The 22,485-nt window shown below is 72.3% G+C and carries 18 protein-coding genes; 11 read left to right on the top strand and 7 right to left on the bottom strand.

The features are described 5' to 3' along the window. Positions 1-21: 21 nt before the first annotated feature. The 4 genes from AC0666_RS00240 to AC0666_RS00225 all read right to left on the bottom strand — a co-directional run bounded on the left by AC0666_RS00240 (position 22) and on the right by AC0666_RS00225 (position 4,206). Entirely contained in the window at positions 22-684 is a 663-nt protein-coding gene (locus tag AC0666_RS00240; RefSeq protein ID WP_478706839.1) for a GNAT family N-acetyltransferase, read from the bottom strand. Further along, positions 681-2,801: a penicillin acylase family protein gene (locus AC0666_RS00235; RefSeq protein WP_478706838.1), complete on the bottom strand. Its 2,121-nt coding sequence runs from the start codon at positions 2,799-2,801 to the stop codon at positions 681-683. The genes AC0666_RS00240 and AC0666_RS00235 overlap by 4 nt, the downstream gene beginning before the upstream one ends. Before the next feature lie 62 nt (positions 2,802-2,863). Next, a complete protein-coding gene (locus AC0666_RS00230; protein WP_468581287.1) occupies positions 2,864-3,364 on the bottom strand; it encodes a DinB family protein in 501 nt (166 codons plus the stop codon). Next, complete coding sequence (locus AC0666_RS00225; RefSeq protein WP_478706837.1) at positions 3,340-4,206, bottom strand: GNAT family N-acetyltransferase; 867 nt, start codon at positions 4,204-4,206, stop codon at positions 3,340-3,342. The genes AC0666_RS00230 and AC0666_RS00225 overlap by 25 nt, the downstream gene beginning before the upstream one ends. 62 nt (positions 4,207-4,268) lie before the next feature. Here AC0666_RS00225 and AC0666_RS00220 point away from each other — a divergent pair, with 62 nt between their 5' ends. From AC0666_RS00220 to AC0666_RS00195, 6 genes are all read left to right on the top strand, one after another. Continuing rightward, entirely contained in the window at positions 4,269-4,637 is a 369-nt protein-coding gene (locus tag AC0666_RS00220) for a cupin domain-containing protein (protein ID WP_478706836.1), read from the top strand. Between the two features lie 210 nt (positions 4,638-4,847). Continuing rightward, positions 4,848-7,097, top strand: a complete 2,250-nt coding sequence (locus AC0666_RS00215) for an MMPL family transporter (protein WP_478706835.1) — start codon at positions 4,848-4,850, stop codon at positions 7,095-7,097. Between the two features lie 42 nt (positions 7,098-7,139). Beyond that, positions 7,140-7,688 carry a GNAT family N-acetyltransferase gene (locus AC0666_RS00210; protein WP_468581282.1) on the top strand — a complete coding sequence of 183 codons (549 nt, stop codon included), beginning with the start codon at positions 7,140-7,142 and terminating at the stop codon, positions 7,686-7,688. Positions 7,689-7,791: 103 nt separating this feature from the next. Further along, positions 7,792-8,400 carry a hypothetical protein gene (locus AC0666_RS00205; RefSeq protein WP_478706834.1) on the top strand — a complete coding sequence of 203 codons (609 nt, stop codon included), beginning with the start codon at positions 7,792-7,794 and terminating at the stop codon, positions 8,398-8,400. Positions 8,401-8,569: 169 nt separating this feature from the next. After that, the gene (locus AC0666_RS00200) at positions 8,570-8,737 is read left to right on the top strand and encodes a hypothetical protein (RefSeq protein ID WP_468963392.1); all 168 of its coding nucleotides are present in this window, start codon (positions 8,570-8,572) and stop codon (positions 8,735-8,737) included. Between the two features lie 84 nt (positions 8,738-8,821). Further along, positions 8,822-11,887, top strand: coding sequence for a helix-turn-helix transcriptional regulator (locus tag AC0666_RS00195; protein ID WP_468963529.1), 3,066 nt, complete (start codon positions 8,822-8,824; stop codon positions 11,885-11,887). On the opposite strand, the gene AC0666_RS00190 is transcribed toward AC0666_RS00195, so the two are convergent. The 3 genes from AC0666_RS00190 to AC0666_RS00180 all read right to left on the bottom strand — a co-directional run bounded on the left by AC0666_RS00190 (position 11,853) and on the right by AC0666_RS00180 (position 14,469). Continuing rightward, positions 11,853-12,038 carry a DUF6191 domain-containing protein gene (locus AC0666_RS00190; protein WP_468581279.1) on the bottom strand — a complete coding sequence of 62 codons (186 nt, stop codon included), beginning with the start codon at positions 12,036-12,038 and terminating at the stop codon, positions 11,853-11,855. The two genes, AC0666_RS00195 and AC0666_RS00190, sit on opposite strands and share 35 nt — an antisense overlap. Before the next feature lie 33 nt (positions 12,039-12,071). Beyond that, a complete protein-coding gene (locus tag AC0666_RS00185) occupies positions 12,072-13,355 on the bottom strand; it encodes a PQQ-dependent sugar dehydrogenase (protein WP_478706833.1) in 1,284 nt (427 codons plus the stop codon). 106 nt (positions 13,356-13,461) lie between these two features. Beyond that, positions 13,462-14,469, bottom strand: a complete 1,008-nt coding sequence (locus tag AC0666_RS00180) for an aldo/keto reductase (protein WP_468963394.1) — start codon at positions 14,467-14,469, stop codon at positions 13,462-13,464. A gap of 70 nt (positions 14,470-14,539) precedes the next feature. Between AC0666_RS00180 and AC0666_RS00175 the strand changes: the two genes are divergently transcribed. The 5 genes from AC0666_RS00175 to ilvC all read left to right on the top strand — a co-directional run bounded on the left by AC0666_RS00175 (position 14,540) and on the right by ilvC (position 22,456). Next, positions 14,540-15,496 carry a 2-hydroxyacid dehydrogenase gene (locus AC0666_RS00175; protein WP_468963395.1) on the top strand — a complete coding sequence of 319 codons (957 nt, stop codon included), beginning with the start codon at positions 14,540-14,542 and terminating at the stop codon, positions 15,494-15,496. A 271-nt stretch (positions 15,497-15,767) separates the two neighbouring features. Further along, entirely contained in the window at positions 15,768-18,659 is a 2,892-nt protein-coding gene (locus AC0666_RS00170) for a putative bifunctional diguanylate cyclase/phosphodiesterase (RefSeq protein WP_468963396.1), read from the top strand. A 204-nt stretch (positions 18,660-18,863) separates the two neighbouring features. Beyond that, positions 18,864-20,750 (top strand): acetolactate synthase large subunit, encoded by a 1,887-nt coding sequence (locus AC0666_RS00165; protein ID WP_468581275.1) that lies wholly within the window; start codon positions 18,864-18,866, stop codon positions 20,748-20,750. A 32-nt stretch (positions 20,751-20,782) separates the two neighbouring features. Then, positions 20,783-21,307: an acetolactate synthase small subunit gene (gene ilvN / locus AC0666_RS00160; protein ID WP_468963397.1), complete on the top strand. Its 525-nt coding sequence runs from the start codon at positions 20,783-20,785 to the stop codon at positions 21,305-21,307. 147 nt (positions 21,308-21,454) lie between these two features. After that, positions 21,455-22,456, top strand: coding sequence for a ketol-acid reductoisomerase (gene ilvC, locus AC0666_RS00155; RefSeq protein WP_468963398.1), 1,002 nt, complete (start codon positions 21,455-21,457; stop codon positions 22,454-22,456). Positions 22,457-22,485: the final 29 nt, after the last annotated feature.

The following is a 22,485-nucleotide window of genomic DNA, read 5'->3' as shown; positions in this document are numbered from 1 at the left end:
GGCGTGGCCGGAATCACAGGGTCAATCGGAATGGTCGGTTTGCCGTGGGGAGGACGCTCCGGTCGCCAGGGCCGCCGGCTCCCCGTCCTCCTGCGGAGCGTGGAGGAAGACGAGGCGGGCCTTCTTCGCCGGGAGGTGGACCTCGGGCAGGTCGATCTCGGGCAGTTCGACCTCGGGGCCGAGGTCGAAGCCGGAGCGTTGCAGGAAGGCGAGGACCTTGGCGTTGCGCACGTCCGGCTCCCCGACCACCCGGCGGGCGCCCGCCGCGGAGAACAGGTAGGCCGTGAAGGCGCTGACCAGGGCCGCGGTGAAGCCGTGCTCGGGGTCGCCCTGCGGGGGACCGATCAGCAGGTGGATGCCGATGTCGCCGGGCCGGACCTCGTAGCACTCGCTGATCCGGTCCTCCGCGCAGTCGTAGGTCTGGAACAGCGCGACCGGTTCGCCGTCGCGGCGGACGAGGAAGGCGTGGTGCGTGGTGCGGCGGTCGACGTCCTCGTAGATCTCCTGGACCAGCTCCCTGTCGGCCCCGCCCATGCCCCAGAAGCGGGCCCGCTCCTCGGCGACCCAGCGGTGGACGAGCGCGGAGTCGGCGGCCGGGTCGAGGGGGGTGAGGGTGACGGTGCCGAAGCCTCGGATGCGGCGGGTGAAGACGGCCTGCCGGGTGGAGGCGGGGGCGGGGCTCATGTCGATTCCTTGGTGAGGCGGGCCCAGTCGGTGACGACGGGGACGAGTGCGCAGCGGGCCCAGAGCGGGAGCTGGTCGCGGTGGTGGGCCGAGCCCGTGACGCCGTCCGCGCCGAGCGGGACCACCCAGAGGCTGTCCTCGCGGCGGGCGAGGTCCCATACGTAACGGGCCGCCGATGCGCGGGCGGTGAGGTCGGTGTAACCCGGGACGCTGGAGGTGGCGTTCACGCAGTCGTGGTCGCCGCCGAGGCCGGGCCACTCGGCCTCCGGGTCCGGGAGCGCCGCCCAGGGCGCGAGGCGGTGCACCTGGGACCACGGGGTGTCGGGGGAGCCCGCCGCAGCCGTCTCCTCCAGGGCGGCCCGTACGTGGGCGACCCGGTCGAGGCCGGGCAGGAGCGGGGTGGTCAGCAACCCCTCCAGGGCGTAGCCGACGCGGGGGAGCAGGTACAGCCAGGGGTGGAAGACCTCGGGGCCGGTGGGCGCACCCGCCAGGTCCGCGAAGACGGGATCGGCGGCGAGGCGGCGTACGGTCCTGGCCCGGAAGGCCGAGAAGACGGTGGCGTCGGTGCTCTCGGGCGCCATGTGCCGGTCCCAGGCGAGCAGTCGGGTGCGCAGCGCGTCCGCAGCGGGGGACAGGCCGGTGAGCCCGGGCAGCAGGTCCAGCAGGGGGGCGGCCGAGGCCAGGTACGTGTCCCGGTGTACGTCGGCCATCGCCTTCGGGGACCAGTCGGCCGAGCCGGAGAGCAGCGCGCGGATGCGGTCGGCGCGGTGCGGGGGCGCGAACTCCACCCCGAGCGGGGAGGCGATGCCGCGGGCGTTTGCCATGACGGCGAAGCCCTGCACCGGCTCGGCGGGGGTCTCGGCCCAGCCCTGCCAGGCGTACTGCGGATCCCACGCCGGCACCGGGCGCAGGCGGTTCGTGCGGTGCCGCAGCGGGACGGCGCCCGCGACGCGGTGCAGCAGGCCGCCCTCGGAGTCGGCGGCGTGGACGACGTTGACGGGCTCGGCCCAGCCGTCGAGGGCGCGGTCGATGTCGGCGACAGTGCGGGCGCGCAGGAGTGCGGGCAGGGCGGCGAAGCCGAGGTCCGCGCGGACGCGGGGCGGGTAGCGCAGGGAGAGGGTCTGTTCCCCGTTCTCCCCGGTGTCGCCGGTGTCCGCGGCGTGCACGGGGTGCCCGCGGGTGATCACCGGGCCGCGGGCGGTCTCCAGGACCTCCACCTCGACCGGGTCGGCCCCGGCGACGGTGATGGTCTCGGTGTGGCGGTGGACGGGCTCCCAGGTGCCGTCAGGGCCCAGGGCCTCGTAGCCGCCTGCGTCCGTCGGGCGCACCTGCTCCACGTACAGGTCCTGGTAGTCCGCCATGGCGTTGGTGATGGCCCAGGCGGCGGTGCCGGTGTGGCCGAAGTGGGCGAGGCCGGGCACGCCGGGGACGGCGAGGCCCAGGACGTCGTACTCGGGGCAGGCGAGCCGTATCTGCTGGTAGACACCCGGGTCCTCGATGAACCGGTGCGGGTCGCCCGCGATGATCGCCGCACCGGTGGCGGTCCGCTCGCCGGGTACCAGCCAGCCGTTGCTGCCTGCGGTGCCGGGGCCGTCGGTGGCGAAGAGGGTGACGGCCTCGTCGCCGAGGGCGCGCGCCACGCGCTCGCGCCACAGCTTGGTGGCGAAGCCGGCGAAGAGGATGTGGGTGGCGAGCCAGATGCCGAGCGGGACCCACGGCTCCCAGGGAGCGGGCGCGTGGCCGGTGCGCGCGAAGCGCTCGTCGCGGGCGCAGCCGCGGGCCAGGCCGTCGTTGACCCCGTCGACGTAGGCCCCGACCCAGGCCGCGGTGTCCGGGGCGAGGGCCGCGTGGCAGCGCCGGGCGGTGTCGTCGAGGCGGCTCCGGCGGGCGAACCGGTCCCAGGTGACGCAGTCGGGGCCGAGGAAGGCGGCGCTGGTCCCCTGGGCGCGGCAGCGCTCGACCTCCAGCTGCCAGGCGCGGTCGAAGGCGGTGGTGCGGCCCTGCGCGTAGGCGAGCCTGAGCGGATCGGCGGCACTGAGATGGGGGATTCCCCAGTCGTCCCGGTACAGCTCGAAGGCATCCGCCTCCGCGGCGTCTGCGGTGTTCACAAGACTCACTCGCGCTCCCTGTTGTTAGGTAAGGCTAGCCTAACTATAGAGATGCTCGCGGGGGGAAGTGCTCAGGCTCCCGTGGTGCCGTCGATGCCCTCGCGGAGGAAGTCGGCGTGGCCGTTGTGCCGTGCGTACTCGTGGATCAGATGCAGCATGACCAGCCGCAGCGAGGCCTCCGCCTGCCAGCTGGGCACGTACGCCGTCACGTCGAGCGATTCGGCGGCCGCCTCGATCCGGCGGGCATGCCCCACCTCGGCCTCCCAGGCGGTGAACGCCTCCTCGCGGGTCGAGCCGGTGGCGTCGTAGGCGGCCTGGAAGTCGTGGTGGTCGGACCAGAGGTGGGGGAGGTCCTCGCCGTTCAGGATGCGGCGGAACCAGTGGCGCTCGACCTCGGCCATGTGCCGCACCAGCCCCAGCAGCGAGAGGGTGGAGGGCGGCATGGAGGTGCGCCGCAGGTCCTCGTCGCCGAGCCCCTCGCACTTCCAGGCGAGGGTGGCCCGGTGGTAGTCGAGGTAGGCGCGCAGGGTGTCGCGCTCATTGCCGGTCAGGGGCGGTCCGATGCGATCCATGGGTTGATCTTGCCCCGGCGGGCCGGGCCGATGGAAGGCTTTCGCCCTGCCGGGGCCGTCCACACCCACGGCACCGTCACGCCCAGGACCCCGAAGCCCAGCCGCTCCAGGATCGGGCGGCTGTCCTCGGAGGCGTCCACCTGGAGGTAGGGGATGCCGCGCTCGGCGGCGATCCGGGCCCGGTGGGCCACCAGGAGCCGGTAGATGCCCCGGCCCCGCCACTGCGGGAGGGTGCCGCCGCCCCACAGTCCCGCGAACGAGCACCCCGGGCGCATCTCCATCCGGGCCGCGCTGACCGGGGTGTCCCCGGCCATCGCCACCACCGCCGCGATGGTCTCCGGCTCGTCCTCCAGCAGGCTCAGCATCAGCTGTCGGATTCCCGGCCGGTCCGTCCCGAAGGCCCCGGCGTGCACCTGCATCATCAGATCCACGCCCGCCTCGTCGGTCACCGGCCGCAGGGTGATGCCCTCCGGCGGGTCCACCGGCAGCGAGGCGAGCTCGTCCGCCCGCCCCACCAGCAGGGTTTCGGCCGGCTCCGGGGTGAACCCCGCCGCGCGCAGCCGCTCCCCGAGGTCGGCCGGCCGGTCGTGGCCGTACAGCTTCCACTCGAAGCCGGACACTCCCCGCTCCGCGAAGTGCGCCACCTGCGCCGCGATCTCCGCCTCCGCCGTCCCTTCGTCGAGGTCGGACCAGAGCACGCCGTTCCACCCGTCCCCGGGTGCCGTCTGGCGTACCACTGCGCCCGCCCGCTCGACCCGCGCCCGGGTCGAGTCCGGCAGCGCCTCGCGGCGCATCTCCCGGTCGTACCGGGCGCGTACCGTCAGCAGTTCATCGTGATCCATGGTCATCGCCCCCCAGCCGACCAGCCGCCGGGCGGCCCGCGCAACTGCATTAACCTCGGCCCGTGAACGACGACTCCCTCTACACCGGCAAGGCCGCGCCCGACGCCGCCACCGACCGCGGCTGGCTCCTCGGTCACTTCAAGGACCCCGCCGATCCGCGCCACAGCAAGGACGTGGAGATCAAGTGGGGTGTCCACCCGGAGGGCGAGGAGCGGGCCCAGTGGGTGACCGGGGAGGAGCGCACCGCGCTCCAGGTCCTGATCAGTGGACGCTTCCGGCTGGAGTTCCCGGGCCGTACGGTCGTCCTCGCCGAGCAGGGGGACTACGTCGTGTGGGGTCGCGGAGTCGACCACTCCTGGTACGCGGAGGAAGACTCGGTGGTCCTCACCGTCCGCTGGCCCTCCGTCCCCGGCTACCGCGCCGAGGACTGACCCGCAAGGCCCCCCGGATCCCCCCTTCCTGTGACGATGCACACGAAGGGGACCAACGATCACGAAACGCTGGGATATTTGGGGTGTAGACCACCACCTCCGGCCGTCCCCGGGCGATCCCCGGGTCCCCGGCCGGGCCTTCACGAGTTCTAGTGTTCTTTGCGTCGGGCGTCTCCCGGTAAAGATCCGAACCACCAGGGAGCACGTCCGTTGGCAGCAATCGCACGGTGGTGCATGCGGCACCGCCTGGTGGCCGTCCTGCTCTGGCTGCTCGCGCTCGGCGGGAGCGCCGTCGCCGCGGGGACCGCCGGAGCGGCCTTCTCCAACCACTACGAGGTCCCCGGCACCGAGTCCGGCAAGGCGCACGCCCTGCTGCGCGAGGGCTTCCACGGCCAGGGCGGGGACACCGACACCATCGTGTGGCGGGCCCCCGAGCACCAGTCGGCCCGAAGCCCCGGTGTGGAACAGCGCATGACGCGGGCCCTCGACGCCATCGCCGCACTCCCCGGCGTCGGCTCGGTCGCCGGCCCCTACGGATCCGGCCCGGAGAGCGCCGCACGGGTCAGCCGCGACGGCAGGACCGCCTACGCCCTGGTCACCTTCGACCAGCCGGCCGACTCCGTACCCAAGGCGCAGGCCAAGGCGGTCGTCGCCGCGGCGAAGAACCCCACGACCGAGGCGGACGGGCTGCAGGTCGAACTCGGCGGCCCGGCCGTCGCCCTCACCGAGGCGCCCACCGCTCACCTCGCCGAGGTCATCGGCGTGGGCGTCGCCGCCCTGGTCCTCCTCCTTGCTTTCGGCTCCCTCGCCGCGAGCCTGCTGCCCATCGCGACCGCCCTGGTCAGCGTGGGCACCGCCTATTTCGGCATCACCCTGCTCGGGCACGCCATGGCCGTCGCCGACTTCGCCCCGATGCTCGGCACCCTCATCGGCCTCGGTGTCGGCATCGACTACGCCCTGTTCCTCGTGACCCGGCACCGCAAAGGCCTCAAGAGCGGCCTCCCCGTCGCGCAGGCGGCCGAGCGCGCCGTCGCCACCACCGGCCGGGCGGTCGTCTTCGCCGGAGCCACCGTCTGCATCGCCCTGCTCGGCATGCTGGTGCTGCGGCTGAACTTCCTCAACGGGGTCGCGATCGCCGCCTCCCTCACTGTGGTCCTGACGGTCGCCGCCTCGGTCACGCTGCTGCCCGCCCTGCTCTCGTACATCGGCATGCGTGCGCTCTCGCGCCGTGAGCGCCGCACCCTGGCGGTCGAGGGCCCGCAGCCCGAGACGCCCACCGGCTTCGCCGCCCGCTGGTCCGCCTTCGTGGAGCGCCACCCCAAACCGCTCGGCCTTCTCGCCGCCGCGGCCATGGTCGTCCTCGCACTGCCCACGCTCTCGCTGCACCTGGGCACCTCGGACCAGGGCAACAACCCGGCGAGCTCCACCACCCGGCAGGCGTACGACCTGCTCGCCGAAGGCTTCGGTCCGGGCGCGAACGGCCCGCTCACCGTCGTCGCCCGCCTCGACGGCGCGGGCGACCGGGTGGCCGTCGCGCAGCTGGCCGAGGCGCTGCGCACCACCGAAGGCGTGGCCTCCGCCGGTCCTGCCGTCTTCAACCGCAGCGGCGACACGGCCGTCCTGAGCGTCGTACCGGACTCCGCCCCGCAGTCCCGGGCCACCAGCGAGCTCGTCGAAACGCTGCGGCAGACGGTCATCCCGCGCGCCGGACACGGCACCACCATGGCGGTCCACGTCGGCGGCGTGACCGCGGGCTACGACGACTTCGCCGGCGTCATCGTCGGCAAACTGCCGCTCTTCGTCGGGGTGGTCATCACCCTCGGCTGTCTGCTCCTGCTGCTGGCCTTCCGGTCCCTCGGGATACCGCTCAAGGCGGCGGCCATGAACGTCGCCGCCGTCGCCTCCTCCTTCGGCGTCGTCGTCGCCGTCTTCCAGTGGGGCTGGGGCAGCGAACTGCTGGGCCTCGGCAGCGCCGGCCCGATCGAGCCCTTCCTCCCCGTGATCATGGTCTCGGTCCTCTTCGGCCTGTCCATGGACTACCAGGTCTTCCTCGTCAGCCGGATGTACGAGGAGTGGCTGGAGACCGGCGACAACCGGCGGGCCGTCCGCGTCGGCCTCGCCGAGACCAGCCGGGTCATCAACTCGGCCGCGGTCATCATGATCTCCGTCTTCCTGGCCTTCGTCCTCAGCGGCGACCGGATCATCGCCATGTTCGGCATCGCACTCGCCGCGGCCGTGGCCCTCGACGCCTTCGTCCTGCGCACCCTCCTCGTCCCGGCACTGATGCACCTGCTCGGCGCCGCGAACTGGTGGCTGCCCCGCTGGCTCGACCGCAGGCTGCCGAAGATCAGCATCGAGCCCCCGGAACCCGGTCCGCATGCGACACTTCCCGCGCAGCGGCCCGGCACGGACCCCGCCACGAGCGAGGACGTCGCCGAGCCCGCCGCGACATCCCGGTGACCCGGCGGCCACCCGCCGTATGAGACCCAAGGAAGAAGCCGCATGTTCTCGATAGACCTCGCCGAAGACGCCCAGCTGTTTCCGCTGGAGATCTGGCACGCCGAGGAGTTCCTGACCCACATGGACCGCGGCCGGGAGTACATAGGCGAGCACATCGTCCTCGCGGACTTCGTCACCGACCTCGACTCGGCGCAGAGCTTCCTGTCCGCCTACGCGCAGAAGACGGCAGCCGACGGCGGCCGCATCTACGGCATCCGCGTCGACGGCACCCTCGTCGGCGGCGTCCTCTTCCGTACCTTCGACACCGGGACGGGCAACTGCGAGGTCGGCTGCTGGCTGGAGCCGACCGCCGCCGGCCGGGGCCTGGTCACCAAGGCCTGCCGCGTCCTGATCGACTGGGCCTTCCACGACCGCGGGATGCACCGCGTCGAATGGCACGCCTCCTCCGCCAACAAGAAGAGCCTCGCCGTCGCCGAACGCCTCGGCATGACCCGTGAGGGCGTCCTGCGCCAGGCCTACCCCTACCGGGGCGTCCGCCAGGACACCGAGATCTGGGCGGTCCTGGCCCACGAATGGCCCCCGGCCGCCTGACACCGGGCGCCCCCGGGCCGGCGGCCCACCCGCGGCCGGCCGCGCCCGGCCGGCACGGCGGCCTCTCAGAAACCTCTCAGACAAGCCGCCTACGGTGCCCCGCATGGACACCACCAAGACCGCCGCCCCGACCGCTCCCGACGCGGACACCTCCGAACAGGGCACTCCCCGGCCCGCCGATGCCCGCCCGGTCCTCCAGGACGCCCCCGAGGACACCGCGGCCCCCGCGTCCGCCGAGGCCGGCGACGAGCAGGAGCTCGACGAAGACCTCAGCGGCGACGAGCTCCTCGGCGAGCAGGACGACCCGCAGGAGCAGCCCACCGGGGTCGGCTCCGCGGCCGGCGCCGTCGTCGCCGCCGGGCTCGGGCTGGTCGCCCTCAGCGGCAGCTGGGTCTCGCGCGTCATCGCCGAACGCCAGACCCTGATAGGCCAGATCGAGTCGGTGAACGCCGCGACCACCGAGGCCAAGATCCAGGCCCTGTACGGCGACGCCTGGCACATGACCGCCCTCGTCAACGGTGTCCTGTCGACGCTCGCGCTGCTCCTCGCCGTCTTCGTCCTGGGCCGCCCCGCCTTCTCCGTCCCCGGCCGCGTCCACCCGACCTGGGTCCGGGCCGTCTCCTGGGCCGCCGTCGCGCTCGGCGCCCTCGGCATCCTGCTGTTCGGCCTCATGTACTTCGACATCCTCGTCCCCCTCCCCAAGGCCGCCTAGGACCCTGCTCAGGACTCCCCGGTCCGTACCGGGGACCCGCGGGGCCCGGTCTAAGGACCCCCGGCTCGTACAGATGCGGCATGCTCCCGATGCCCCGCGGCCCCCTGGGACGCGAATCTTGGATCACACCGAACGAGGTGCCCGAGAACACGCAACCAGGGAGTACGGGATGTTCGAGTACGAGATCGCCATGGCCCGCCGCGCCGACCTCATCCGCGAGGCCGAGGCCTACCGCCAGGTCCAGGAGGCGGCCAAGGCGCACAGCGGGTCTTCGCGCAGCCAGGAACCCGAGAAGCCGGTGAGAGGAGCCCGGGGCCGCTTCGCCCGGGCCGCGTGAACCGCGCCGCCGCCCCGCTGCGTGGACCGGCCCGTGATGAGAAGCGCACGAGAAACGAGTGCCGCCGGCCCGGACTCCTGTGCGATGCTCGGCGACGTGGAGACCAGATCTGTCAGCCCGGTGTTCGTCGGCCGAGCCGACGAACTGGCCGTACTCGTCGACGCATTGGCGCGCGCCGCCGGCCAGGAGCCACAGGCGATGCTCATCGGGGGAGAGGCCGGGGTCGGCAAGACCCGCCTCACCGAGGAGTTCCTCTGCGAGGCGGCCCGCCGCGGCGCGGTCGTGGCCGTCGGAGGCTGTGTGGAGATCGGGGCGGAGGGGCTCCCCTTCGCCCCGTTCTCGACGGCGCTGCGCGCCCTGCACCGCAGGCTCCCCGAGGAACTGGCCGCCGCGGCGGCAGGCCAGGAGGGCGAACTCGCCCGGATCCTGCCCGAACTCGGCGACACCCCCCGCGGGCCGCACGACGAGGAGAGCACCGCCCGACTCTTCGAGCTGACGGCCCGGATGCTGGAGCGGCTCGCCGTCGACCGCACCGTCGTCCTCGTCCTGGAGGACCTGCACTGGGCCGACACCTCCACCCGCCACCTGCTGTCCTACCTCTTCCGCACCCTCACCAGCGGCCGGCTCGTCGTGGTCGCCACCTACCGCGCCGACGACATCCACCGCCGCCACCCGCTGCGCCCGCTGCTCGCCGAACTGGACCGGCTCCGCACCGTCCAGCGCATCGAACTGCCGCGCTTCAACCGCGCCGAGGTACGCCGCCAGCTCGCCGGGATCCTCGCCTCCCAGCCCGACGAGGCCTTCGTGGACACCGTCTTCGAGCGCTCCGACGGCAACGCCTTCTTCGTGGAGGAACTCGTCGCCTGCCGGGAGAGCGGCTGCCGCGCCGGGCTCACCGAGTCCCTGCGCGACCTCCTGCTCGTCCGTGTCGAAGTCCTGCCGGAGGCCGCCCAGGGCGTGGTGCGGATCGTCGCCGAGGGCGGCTCCACGGTGGAGTACCCGCTCCTGCGTGCCGTGGCCGGGCTCACGGAGGACGAGCTGATCGAGGCCCTGCGGGCCGCCGTCGGCGCCAACATCCTCCTCGCCACCCCCGACGGGGACGGCTACCGCTTCCGCCACTCGCTGGTCCGCGAAGCCGTGAGCGACGACCTGCTGCCCGGCGAACGGGCCCGGGTCAACCGCCGCTACGCACAAGCCCTGGAGGCCGACGACTCGCTGATCCGGGCCGAGGAGCGGGTCATCCGGCTCGCCAGCTACTGGTACTACGCGAACGACGCGGCCAAGGCCCTGCCCGCGGTGCTCGCCGCCTCGGTCGCCGCCCGCCGCCGGCACGCCTACTCCGAACAGCTGCGGCTGCTGGAGCGGGCCCTGGATTTGTGGGAGAGCGCGCCCGAAGAGGTCCGCGAGGCACTGCGACCGGTGGACTACACCGAGGTCTACCCGCCGTGCGGATGCGACCCGGCCACCACCCCGCTCCAGCGGCTCGACCTGCTCGCCGAGGCCGCGGTCGCCGCCCGGTTCGGCGGTGAGCGGGAACGCGCCCTGAAGATCACCAAGACGGCGTTGCGGCTGCTGGAGGCGGACGCGGACCCGCTGCGGTCCGCGTGGTTCTGGACCGAGCGCTCCCGGCTGGTCGCGGCCCTCGGCCGGGGCGACGGCTGGGAGGAACTCGCCAAGGCCCAGGAGTTGGTCCGGGGGCTGCCCCCGTCCCAGGTGCACGCCGAGGTCCTGGTCCGGGCCGCGGGCTGGGGGATGCTGCACAACCCCGGCCCCGGCAACCTCGACGCCGCCGAACGCGCGGCCGCCTACGCCCGCATGCTCGGCGCCGAGGAGATCGAGCTCAACGCCCGGATCACGGTCGGCTCCCTGCTCACCGACGCCGGTGACCCCGAAGGCGGCCTCGCCGAGCTGCACGCGGTGCGCCGACGCGCCACCGAACTCGGGCTCCTCATGCTCGCAGGACGTGCACATATCAACCTCACCTCTCAGTTGGAAAGCATGGGCCGCTCACAGGAAGCGGTGGAACTGGCCCGGCGCGGAGCCGAACTGGTCAAAACCTCCCGGCTGTTGGACACCGAGGCATGGATCTGCGGAAACATGGCGGAGAGCCTGTACAGCCTCGGCCGCTGGGACGAGGCCGCCGAGGCGGCCCGGCGCACCCTGCGGGTCGGCCAGAGCGCCGCCCCGCGCGGCTCCGCCGCCGCCCGCCTGTCGTACCTGGCCCTGGCGCGCGGCGAACTCACCGAGGCCGCAGCCCAGCTCGCCGCCGCGCACGCCCACTTCGGCACCCACGACACCCAGCCCCAGCACCGCCTGCCGCTGTACCGCCTCGCGGTCGGCCTGGCCGCGGGGGAGGGCCGGATATCCGACGTCCGTGCCGAGACCGCCGCGGCCGTCGCCTACGGCTTCCCGCTCGGCCACCACCGCTACGCCTGGCCGCTGCTGCTCGCCGCCGCCTCCGCGGAGGCGGACGCCCTCGGCCTGCCCGCCGCCGACGAAGGCCGCGAGGCCGCTCTGGAGGTGCTGCGCGGCGCCGCCCGGGCCCTGGCCACCCCGAGCCCGGTGTGGGCCGCCCACGCCGAGTTCGTCCGGGCCGAACTGCTGCGCGCCGAAGCCCGGGACACCGCCGCCGACTGGACCGCCGTGGAGCAGGCCGTCCGCCCCCTGGAGCGCCCCTACCTGCTGGCGCGCGCCCGCCACCGGCTCGCCGAGGCTCTGCTCACCTCCGGCGGCTCGCGGGAGGCCGCGGCCCTCCTGCTCCGCGAGGCCCACGCCACCGCCGACCGGCTCGGCGCACGCCGGCTCCGCGAGGACCTGGCCCTGCTCTCCCGGCGCGCCAGGCTCCCGCTCACCGAGGCCGAGACACCCCCGGCCCTGCCCGCACCGGACACCGACCCGGCGGAGTCCCTGGGCCTGACCTCCCGCGAACGGGAGGTGCTGCGCCTGGTCGCCGCCGGCAACAGCAACCGGCGGATCGCCGAGGAGCTCTTCATCTCCCCGAAGACGGCCAGCGTGCACGTCTCGAACATCCTGGCCAAGCTGGGCGTCGCCGGCCGCGGCGAGGCGGCCGCCCTCGCCCACCGGCTGCGCCTGTTCGGCCCGGCAGCCGTCCCCGCTACTCCCGGTCCGGCGGCTCCGCGGGGCGTATGAGCACCTTGCCGGAGTCCAGGTCTATCGGCCCCCGTCCCGGATCGCCGTCATGCACGTCGGTCCGGGACAGCTCCAGGCGCTTCTTCTCCTCGTGGGTGTGCTTGCGTCCCGGGTTGAACAGCTCCTCGATCATGTTGAACACCGCGTCCACCGCACCTCTCGTCCCCCACCGGGGGCATGCCGGTCACCGCACCGTCAGTGTCAGGATCCTGTCGTCGCCGGGCTCCGGCGATCCCCGCCCGTCCGTCTCGCTCGTGACCAGCAGCAGTCTGTCCCCGCCGAGCGCCACCACCGTGCGCAGCCGGCCGTACTTCCCCGCCAGGAAGGCCTCCGGCTCCGCGGCCAGGGCCGTACCCGCCAGCGGGATCCGCCACAGCCGCGCACCCTTCAGCCCGGCCATCCACACCGATCCCTGCGCCCAGGCGATACCGCTCGGCGACGCCTCATCGGTCTTCCACACCGCGACCGGATCACGCAGGCCCGGCTTGCCTGCCTTGCCCTCCGCCTCCGGCCACCCGTAGTTCACTCCGGGCTCGATCAGGTTCAGCTCGTCCCAGGTGTGCTGGCCGAACTCGGCGGCCCACAGCCGCTTGTCCTTGTCCCAGGCGAGACCCTGCACATTGCGGTGCCCGTACGAATAGACGACGGAATCGGCCTCCGGATTGCCGTGCACGGGCCGGCCGTCCGGCGTCATCCGCAGGATCTTGCCGCCCAGCGACTTCTTGTCCTGCGCGAGAGCCTGCTCACCGGTCTCGCCCGTCCCCGCATAGAGCATCTTGTCCGGGCCGAAGGCGATCCGGCCGCCATTGTGGATGAGTCCCTTCGGGATGCCGCGCAACACCGTGTCCGGCGCCCCCAGTTGCTGTCCGGGATCTCTGTGCTCGTCATACCGCATCCGGGCGATGCGGTTGTCGGACTCCGTCGTGAAATACGCGTAGACCATCCGGTCCGAGGCGAACGAGGGGGACAGGGCCAGCCCCAGCAGCCCTCCCTCGCCGCCCGGGGCCACCCCCGGCACCTTGCCGATCGGCACCACCTTGCCCGTGGCCACCGCGACCCGGCTGATCGTCCCCCTGTCCCGCGAGGCCACCAGCAGATCCCCGTCGGGCAGCGGGGCCACGCCCCACGGCGACTCCAGATCCTTGGCGATCTCACCCGACACCGTCACCGAGCCCTTGGCCGGCGGCGCAAAGACCTCCGCGGAACCGGACGGGCCGCTCGTCGAGGGCGTGGGCGCCGCCCGGGGCGGAGACGAGCCGGACCCGGTGCCGGCGGTGCCCGCCGGGGAGCATCCGGCCGCCAGCAGTGCCCCGCATCCGGCCAGCGCGGCCACCGCCAGCGCTCCCCGGGTCCGGGCGCGCGGGGCAGCGTGCCCCCCGGGCCCCTCGGAGCCACCCTGCGCCGCGTACCCCTCGTACCGCTCGTGTTCCCCGTGCCGCTCGTGTCCCCGCGTCCGTCCGTATCGCATCGTCCTGCTCCCCTCCGGTCCCGCGATCGTGCCCTTCACCCGTCTCAACAGCGGCGGCACTTCCCGAAGTTCCACCACTCGTACACCCGATCGAGTGGTTGTTCCGTCAGTCCCAGGCTCCCACCGCGGACGGCAGCGCCGCGATCTCCGCCAGGTCACCGGCCGTGAGCCGCACCCGCGCCGCCCCCGCGTTCTCCGCCGCCCACCGCGCCCGGTCGGCCCCCGGCACCGGCACCACCTGCGGCCCCTGCGCCAGCACCCACGCCAGCGCCACCTGCGCCGCCGTCACCCCGGCCCCGTGCCGCCGGGCCACCCGGCGCAGCCCCGCCACCAGCACCTGGTTCGCCGCCATCGACTCCGCCGTGAACCGCGGATGCCGCGCCCGTACGTCCTCCCACTCGAAGCCCTCGCCCGGCGTGAGCGTCCCCGTCAGGAACCCGCTGCCCAGCGGCATCGCCGCCAGGAACCCCACGCCCCGCGCCGCACACCACGGCAGCAGCGTGCGCACCGCCTCCGGCGACCACACCGACAGCTCCGCCTGCACCGCGCTCACGGGGAACACCTGCTGCACCCGCTCCAGATGCCGCAACGTCACTGCATAGTTCCGGTCCCCGCGCCGCCCGGCCCCGGGCCCGGCTCCCGCGCCCAGCGCACAGAACCCCAGCGCCCGCACCTTCCCGGCACTCACCAGCTCCGCCATCGCCCCCCAGGACTCCTCGACCGGAACCTCCGGATCCACCCGGTGCAGCTGGTAGAGGTCGATGACGTCCGTCCGCAGCCGCCGCAGCGAGGCATCGCATGCCCGCCGCAGATATCCGGGCCGCCCGTCGGCCACGACGTGCTGCTCCCCGGCCCGCAGCCCCACCTTGGCCGACACGAACGCCTCCGAACGCCGCTCGCGCAGTACCCGTCCGAGCAGCAGCTCATTGGTGAACGGCCCGTACATGTCGGCCGTGTCCAGCAGGTTCGCCCCCAGGTCCAGGGCCGTGTGCACGGTGGCCAGCGAGTCCTCGCCGCGGCGCCGCGACGGGGCGTAGGCCCAGCTCATCGGCATGCACCCGAGCCCGACGGCGCCCACCGCCAGCGCCCCTGCCCCGATCGCCCTGCGCTCCACCCGTGCGTCCCCTCCCGCTCGGCACCAAACTAACGGCTTGATCAGGATCCCTTGGCATAGCCTCGTGATCATGACTGCAAAGACCGCGGACGTGTGGCTCCCGTTCCCCGCCGAGGAGGTCGAGGGCCTTCCCGACTCCTTCCACTACCGCCACTGGGACGGCGAGGAGACCTTCCCGGCCGATCCGGCCGCCTGCGTCTTCTACGTCACCCCCTACATGAAGTCCCCCGAGACCACCCTGCGGCCCTTGGCGGCGATGCCGGACCTGCAGGTGATCCAGACACTGACCGCGGGCATCGACGCCCTCGTCGGCGGACCGGGCGGCCTCGGCGGCCTGCGCCCCGGCATCCGCCTGTGCAACGCCCGCGGCGTGCACGAGGCCAGTACCGCGGAGCTGGCGCTCACCCTCACCCTCGCCTCGCTGCGCGGCATCCCGGGCATCGTGCGCGGCCAGGACCGGGAGGAGTGGCGTTACGGCTTCTACGACGCCCTGGCCGACAAGTCCGTGCTGATCGTCGGATACGGATCCATCGGCGCCGCCATCGAGGACCGGCTCGCCCCCTTCGAATGCGCGCGGATCACACGGGTGGCACGCTCCGCGCGCACCACCGCGCGCGGACCGGTCCACGCCCTCGCCGACCTGGCGCGACTGCTGCCGCATGCCGACGTGGTCATCCTCTCCACCCCGCTGACCGACACGACGCGCGGCCTGGCCGGCGCAGACTTCCTCGGCCGGATGAAGGACGGGGCCCTGCTCGTCAACGTGGCCCGCGGACCCGTCGTCGACACCCCGGCCCTCCTGGCGGAACTGGAGTCGGGCCGGCTGCGCGCGGCCCTCGACGTCACCGACCCGGAGCCGCTGCCCGCCGGACATCCGCTCTGGCACGCTCCGCAGGTCCTGATCACGCCTCATGTGGGCGGAGCCAGCTCGGCGTTCGAGCCGCGGGCGAAGCGCCTGCTGGCGCGCCAGCTCTCCCGGTTCGCCGCGGGGGAGCCCGTGGAGAACACCGTCCTGATCACCCCCTAGGTCACGCACGCACACGCTCCGCATCCGTCCGAGTGCACCCAGTGGTCACAACTCCCCGCCTGGTAACGGAGAGTAGAGCATCTATGTCCCTGAGTGACGAAAGTGGTGTATCGTCCGGAACAAGGGGCTGCGCCACGAACGTCTGGCGCTGGGGAGTGATCGGACACTTTGGGGGGCGACGGGCGATGCACGGCCAATGGACGAAGGATCCGATGCGGCACAGCCGCCGGAGGCGACGATGGGGTGCGCCACCAGCCAGCGAGGGGGGCCGGTGAGTGCGCCGGGGGCGGCGCTGCTGGCCCGGCCGCCGGTCCCGGGCGGGGGCAGGAGCCTGGCGATGCAGCTCCTGCTCGCCGTGGTCGGCGGGGGGTACGCCGTCGGCGCCGCCCTCGGCTGGGGCTCCGAGGAAGTCGCCGAGGTCATGGGCGACTTCGGGCTCAGTGCGGCGGCTCTGCTCGCCGCCGTCTCCTGCTATGGCTATGCGCGGGCGATCGACAGCCGTGAGCGGCCCGCCTGGCTGCTCTTCGCGTTCTCCTCCCTGATGGGAGCCTGCGGCAACGCCATCTGGGGCTGGTACGAGGTGATCCTCGGCGAGGCCGTGCCCAAGCCCTCGCTCGCCGACTTCGCCTTCCTGTGCTTCGCCCCGCCCGCCATCGTGGGCCTGCTCGTCCTCGCCAAACGCCCGGTCACCCGAGCGGGCTGGGTCTGCCTCGGGCTCGACTCCTGGCTCATCGGCGGCTCCCTGCTCACCCTCTCCTGGAGCCTGGCCCTCGCCCACACGGCCCGGACCGCCCAGTCCGGCGCCCCGGGCAGCGTCCCGCGGGCCGCCCTCTCCCTCGCCTATCCGCTGCTGGACATCGCGCTCGTCTCGATGGTGCTCGTCCTGCACTTCCGGCGCTCCGAGACCAACCGCTCGGCCGTCAACACCGCGATCGCGGCCCTCGCCCTGACCGTCCTCAGCGACGCGCTGTTCACCTCGCCGCTGTTCAGCGCGGGCTACCAGTCGGGGCAACTGCTCGACGCCGGCTGGTTCGCCGGCTCGCTGCTGCTCGCGTACGCCCCCTGGGGGGCCCGGCGCATGCAGCCGGCTCCCGGCGCCCCCGCCCGCCCGCTGCTCGACCGCCCGGTCAGCCGCCCCATCACGGGCTCGCTGCCCGCCCTCACCCCGTACCTGGCGGCCGCCGTCTGCACCCTGGGCATCCTCTACAACGTGGTGGACGGCCGGAAGGTCGACCGGGTGGTGGTCTTCACGGGCTGCACGGTCGTGCTGGCCCTCGTGATCCGCCAGGGCATCATGCTCCTCGACAACATCGCGCTGACCCAGGAACTGGCCCAGAAGGAGAACCACTTCCGCTCCCTGGTCCAGGGGTCCAGCGACGTGATCATGATCGCCGCGCCCACCGGCACCCTGCGCTACGTGAGCCCCGCCGCCGCCGGGGTCTACGGCCGGGAGGCCGAGGAGCTGGTGGGCACCGAGCTGGCCACCCTGATCCACCCCCACGACCTGGGCCGGGTGGTGCACGAGGTACGCCGCTTCCTCGCCTCCCCGCCCGCCGAGGAGCCGACCACCCGCATCGAGTGCCGCTTCAAGTCCGGCAGCGGTGAATGGCTCAATGTGGAGTCCACCGTCAACCGCCACCAGGGCGGCCTCATCCTCAACAGCCGCGACGTCACCGAGCGGGTCCGTCTCCAGGCGCAGCTCCTGCACAGCGCCGAGCACGATCCGCTGACCGACCTGCCCAACCGGGCGCTGTTCACCCGCCGGGTCCGCCAGGCCCTGACCGGGCGCCGGGCCGGAGACCACAGCACCGCCGTGCTGTTCATCGACCTCGACGGGTTCAAAGCGGTCAACGACTCCATCGGCCACCAGGCCGGCGACGAACTGCTGGTCGAGGCCGGGCGCCGCCTCCAGGACTCGGTGCGGGCCGGGGACACGGCCGCCCGCCTCGGCGGGGACGAGTTCGCCGCCCTGATCCTCGGTGACGGCAGCCGGGACCGCAGCGCCCGCGAGTACCAGGTCCACGAGATCGCGGACCGGCTGCGCACCACGCTGGCCCAGCCCTACCGGGTCGCGGGCCACGAGGTCCGGGTGGCCGCGAGCATCGGCGTGGCCTTCGCCGACCAGGGCATCACCCCTTCGGAGCTGATGCGCAACGCGGATCTCGCGATGTACCGGGCCAAGGCGGGCGGCAAGGACCGCGTCGAGCTCTACGCGCCGCAGATGCAGGCCGAGGTCGTACGGAAGGCCGAGCTGGCGGGGCGGCTGCGCAGCGCGCTCCACGAGGGAGAGTTCGCCCTACTGCACCAGCCCGTGGTCTCGCTCGCCACCGGCGCCGTCACGGCCGTCGCCGCGCAGGCCCGCTGGCGTTCCGGTCAGGGGATCCTGTTCACCCCGGCGGAATTCCTCCGGGTGGCCGAGTTCAGCGAGGGTGCGCCGCCGCGGCCGGACGCCCCCGGCCCCGGGACCTCCTCCCGCACGGCGGAGCTGGGGCGCTGGCTGCTGGAGGAGGCCGTGGGGCAGGCGGCCGAGCGGCACCGGCTCGGACACGACGTGCCCGTGGCCGTCCGGATGAGCGCCCGGAGGCTGCTGGACCGGTCCATGCCGCTCGGCTCCGTGGAAGCCGTGCTCAACCGGCACGGGTTGCCCGCCGGGGCCCTGATGATCGAGCTGGCGGACAGCGACCCCAGGGTCCCCTTCGAGGAGCTGGAGCGGCGTCTCGCGGCCCTGCGCCGGCTCGGGGTGCTGATCGCCCTGGACGGCTTCGGCAGCGGCTACGCGGCCATCAGCGCCCTGCGCCGCCTTCCGGTGGACATCCTGAAGCTCGACCGCAGCCTGGTCGAAGGGGTGGTCGAATCCGCCCGCCTCCACAAGATCACCGCAGGCCTGTTGCGCATCGCAAACGACCTGGGCATGCAGTCCGTGGCCGACGGGGCGGACCTGCCCGAACAGGTCACGGCACTGCGTGCAATGGGGTGCACTCATGGCCAGGGACTGGCTTTTTCCGGCCCGCTCGACGAGTACAGGCTGCGGCGGGCGCTGGTGCGCGGTACGTTCCCAGTACCGGGCGGGGCGGCCCAGCCCGCCTTGGCCGGTGGCTCGTCCAGTGGCTCGATGGCCATGCGCAGAGGCTCACATAATGAGACGCCCGTCCCACCCACTTGACATCCCCCTCCCGCCGGAGGGAGGGTCAATGCCATGCGCACCCGAATTCTCGTACTTGGAAAGCGCGTCGGCTGACGCTGGGACCTGCATGTCCCCGCTCTACGAACCCGACGCGCTCCCCTCGCTTGCCCACCGGCACGAGGGGTTTTTTGTTGCACTGGCACACCTTCGAATCCGCGTAAAACCCTCAGCTTCGAGAAGAGAATGCCGATGACCGAGCAGGCCACCGGGGCCCACCATCCGCAGCCGCGGCCCCGTTCCGGCGGACAGCCGTCCGCCGCAGTTGAGCACGTCACGGGTGCGCAGTCCCTCATCCGCTCTCTCGAAGAGGTGGGGTGTGACACCGTGTTCGGTATTCCGGGGGGTGCCATCCTTCCGGCGTACGACCCGATGATGGACAGCACCCGGGTGCGTCACATCCTGGTGCGGCACGAGCAGGGTGCGGGTCATGCCGCGACCGGTTACGCGCAGGCCACGGGCAAGGTCGGCGTCTGTATGGCGACCTCCGGCCCGGGTGCCACGAACCTGGTGACGCCGATCGCGGACGCGCACATGGACTCGGTCCCGCTGGTCGCGATCACCGGTCAGGTCTCGTCGAAGGCGATCGGTACGGATGCCTTCCAGGAGGCGGACATCGTCGGCATCACGATGCCGATCACCAAGCACAACTTCCTGGTGACCAGGGCCGAGGACATTCCGAAGACGATCGCGGAGGCGTTCCACATCGCTTCCACGGGCCGTCCGGGTCCGGTCCTGGTGGACATCGCCAAGGACGCGCTGCAGGCGAAGACGGTCTTCGCCTGGCCGCCGAGCCTGGACCTGCCGGGGTATCGGCCGGTGACCAAGCCGCACGCGAAGCAGATCCGTGAGGCGGCGAAGCTGATCTGCCAGGCCAAGCGCCCGGTGTTGTACGTCGGCGGCGGGGTGATGAAGTCCGGGGCGACGGCGGAGCTGAAGGTGCTGGCGGAGCTGACGGGCGTCCCGGTCACCACGACGCTGATGGCGTTGGGTTCTTTCCCCGACAGTCATCCGCTGCATGTGGGGATGCCGGGTATGCACGGGGCGGTCACGGCGGTGACGGCACTGCAGAAGTCGGACCTGCTGATCGCGCTGGGGACTCGTTTCGATGACCGGGTGACGGGCAAGCTGGACAGTTTCGCGCCGTTCGCGAAGGTCATCCACGCGGACATCGATCCGGCGGAGATCGGCAAGAACCGCGAGGTCGACGTCCCGATCGTGGGTGATGCGCGGGAGGTGATCGCGGATCTGATCCAGGCGGTCCAGGCGGAGCACACCGAAGGGCATGCGGGGGACTACTCGGCCTGGTGGAAGGACCTCAACCGCTGGCGCGAGACCTACCCGCTCGGCTACGAGACCCCCGCCGACGGCATGCTCTCGCCGCAGCAGGTCATCCAGCGCATCGGCGAGCTCGCCCCGGAGCACACCATCTACGCGGCCGGCGTCGGCCAGCACCAGATGTGGGCCTCACACTTCGTCAACTACGAGGAGCCCCGCACCTGGCTGAACTCCGGCGGCGCCGGAACCATGGGCTATGCGGTTCCGGCCGCGATGGGTGCCAAGGTGGGCCGGCCGGAGCGCACGGTGTGGGCGATCGACGGTGACGGCTGTTTCCAGATGACCAATCAGGAGCTGGTCACCTGTGCGCTGAACAACATCCCGATCAAGGTCGCGATCATCAACAACGGCGCGCTGGGGATGGTCCGCCAGTGGCAGACCCTCTTCTACAACCAGCGCTACTCCAACACCGTGCTGCACGCCGACGAGACCGGCCACGAGACGGTCGGCTCCCAGCTCGGCGAGTCCACCGCCCCCCGCAAGGGCACACGCGTCCCCGACTTCGTCAAGCTGTCCGAGGCCATGGGCTGCGTGGCGCTGCGCTGCGAGGACCCCGCGGACCTGGACAAGGTCATCGCCGAGGCCAACGCGATCAACGACCGCACGGTCGTCATCGACTTCATCGTCCACGAGGACGCCATGGTGTGGCCGATGGTCGCCGCCGGCACCTCCAACGACGAGGTCATGGCAGCCCGGGGCGTCCGCCCCGACTTCGGCGACAACGAAGACGACTGAGCCGAGAGAGCCTGAGAGAGAGAACGACTCACATGTCCAAGCACACGCTCTCCGTCCTGGTCGAGAACACGCCCGGCATCCTGGCCCGGATCGCCGCGCTGTTCTCCCGCCGCGGGTTCAACATCGACTCCCTCGCGGTCGGCGTCACCGAGCACCCCGACATCTCCCGCATCACCATCGTCGTGAATGTCGAGGACCTCCCGCTGGAGCAGGTGACCAAGCAGCTCAACAAGCTGGTCAACGTGCTTAAGATCGTCGAGCTGGAGCCGCACCACGCGATCGAGCGCGAACTCGTTCTGGTGAAGGTCCGGGCCGACAACGAGACCCGCTCCCAGATCATCGAGATCGTCCAGCTGTTCCGCGCCAAGACGGTCGACGTCTCCCCGGAGGCCGTCACCATCGAGGCGACCGGCGGATCCGACAAGCTCGGCGCGATGCTCAAGATGCTGGAGCCCTTCGGCATCAAGGAGCTCGTGCAGTCCGGCACGATCGCCATAGGGCGTGGCGGACGGTCCATCACGGACCGCAGCCTGCGCGCCCTCGACCGCAGCGCCTGAGCCGGGCGTTCGGCCCGAGCGCCCGATCGAAGAGCCTGACCGGCACCGCCCCGTCGCGTTGCCTCTCGCATGGCGAGACCAAGAAACTTCCTCTACGTTCCCCGCCGTACGGTGGGAGCAACACCAGCGCACCAAGGAGATATCCCAGTGGCCGAGCTGTTCTACGAGAACGACGCCGACCTGTCCATCATCCAGGGCCGCAAGGTCGCTGTCATCGGCTACGGCAGCCAGGGCCACGCCCACGCGCTGTCGCTGCGTGACTCGGGTGTGGACGTCAAGGTCGGTCTGAAGGAGGGCTCGAAGTCCAAGGCGAAGGCCGAGGAGCAGGGCCTGACGGTCGTCCCGGTGGCCGAGGCCGCCGAGTGGGCCGACGTCATCATGATCCTGACCCCGGACCCGCTGCAGGCCGAGATCTACGAGGAGTCCATCAAGGACCACCTCAAGGACGGCGACGCGCTCTTCTTCGGCCACGGCTTCAACGTCCGCTACGGCTTCATCAAGCCCCCGGCCAACGTGGACGTCGCCCTGGTCGCCCCCAAGGGCCCGGGCCACCTGGTCCGCCGCCAGTACGAGGAAGGCCGCGGCGTGCCCTGCATCGCCGCCGTCGAGCAGGACCACTCCGGCAACGCCTTCGCCCTCGCCCTCTCCTACGCGGCCGGTATCGGCGGCACGCGGGCCGGCGTCATCAAGACCACCTTCACCGAGGAGACCGAGACCGACCTCTTCGGCGAGCAGGCGGTCCTGTGCGGTGGCGCTTCCGCGCTGGTCAAGGCCGGTTTCGAGACGCTGACCGAGGCCGGTTACCAGCCGGAGATCGCGTACTTCGAGTGCCTGCACGAGCTGAAGCTGATCGTGGACCTGATGTACGAGGGCGGTCTGGAGAAGATGCGCTGGTCGGTGTCGGAGACCGCCGAGTGGGGCGACTACATCACCGGCCCCCGCATCATCACCGACGCCACCAAGGCCGAGATGAAGAAGGTCCTCGCGGAGATCCAGAGCGGTGAGTTCGCGAACACCTGGATGGCCGAGTACAAGGCCGGCCTGCCGAAGTACAACGAGTACAAGAAGGCCGACTCGGAGCACCTGCTGGAGACCACCGGCAAGAAGCTCCGCAAGCTCATGAGCTGGGTCGACAACGACGAGAGCTGATCCGTACGGGGGGTCGGGACGGTATGCCG

It is taken from the genome of Streptomyces sp. NPDC043680, from assembly GCF_056436685.1.
Note: the sequence above shows the minus strand (reverse complement) of the source record. Positions and strands in the feature narration are given on the sequence as shown.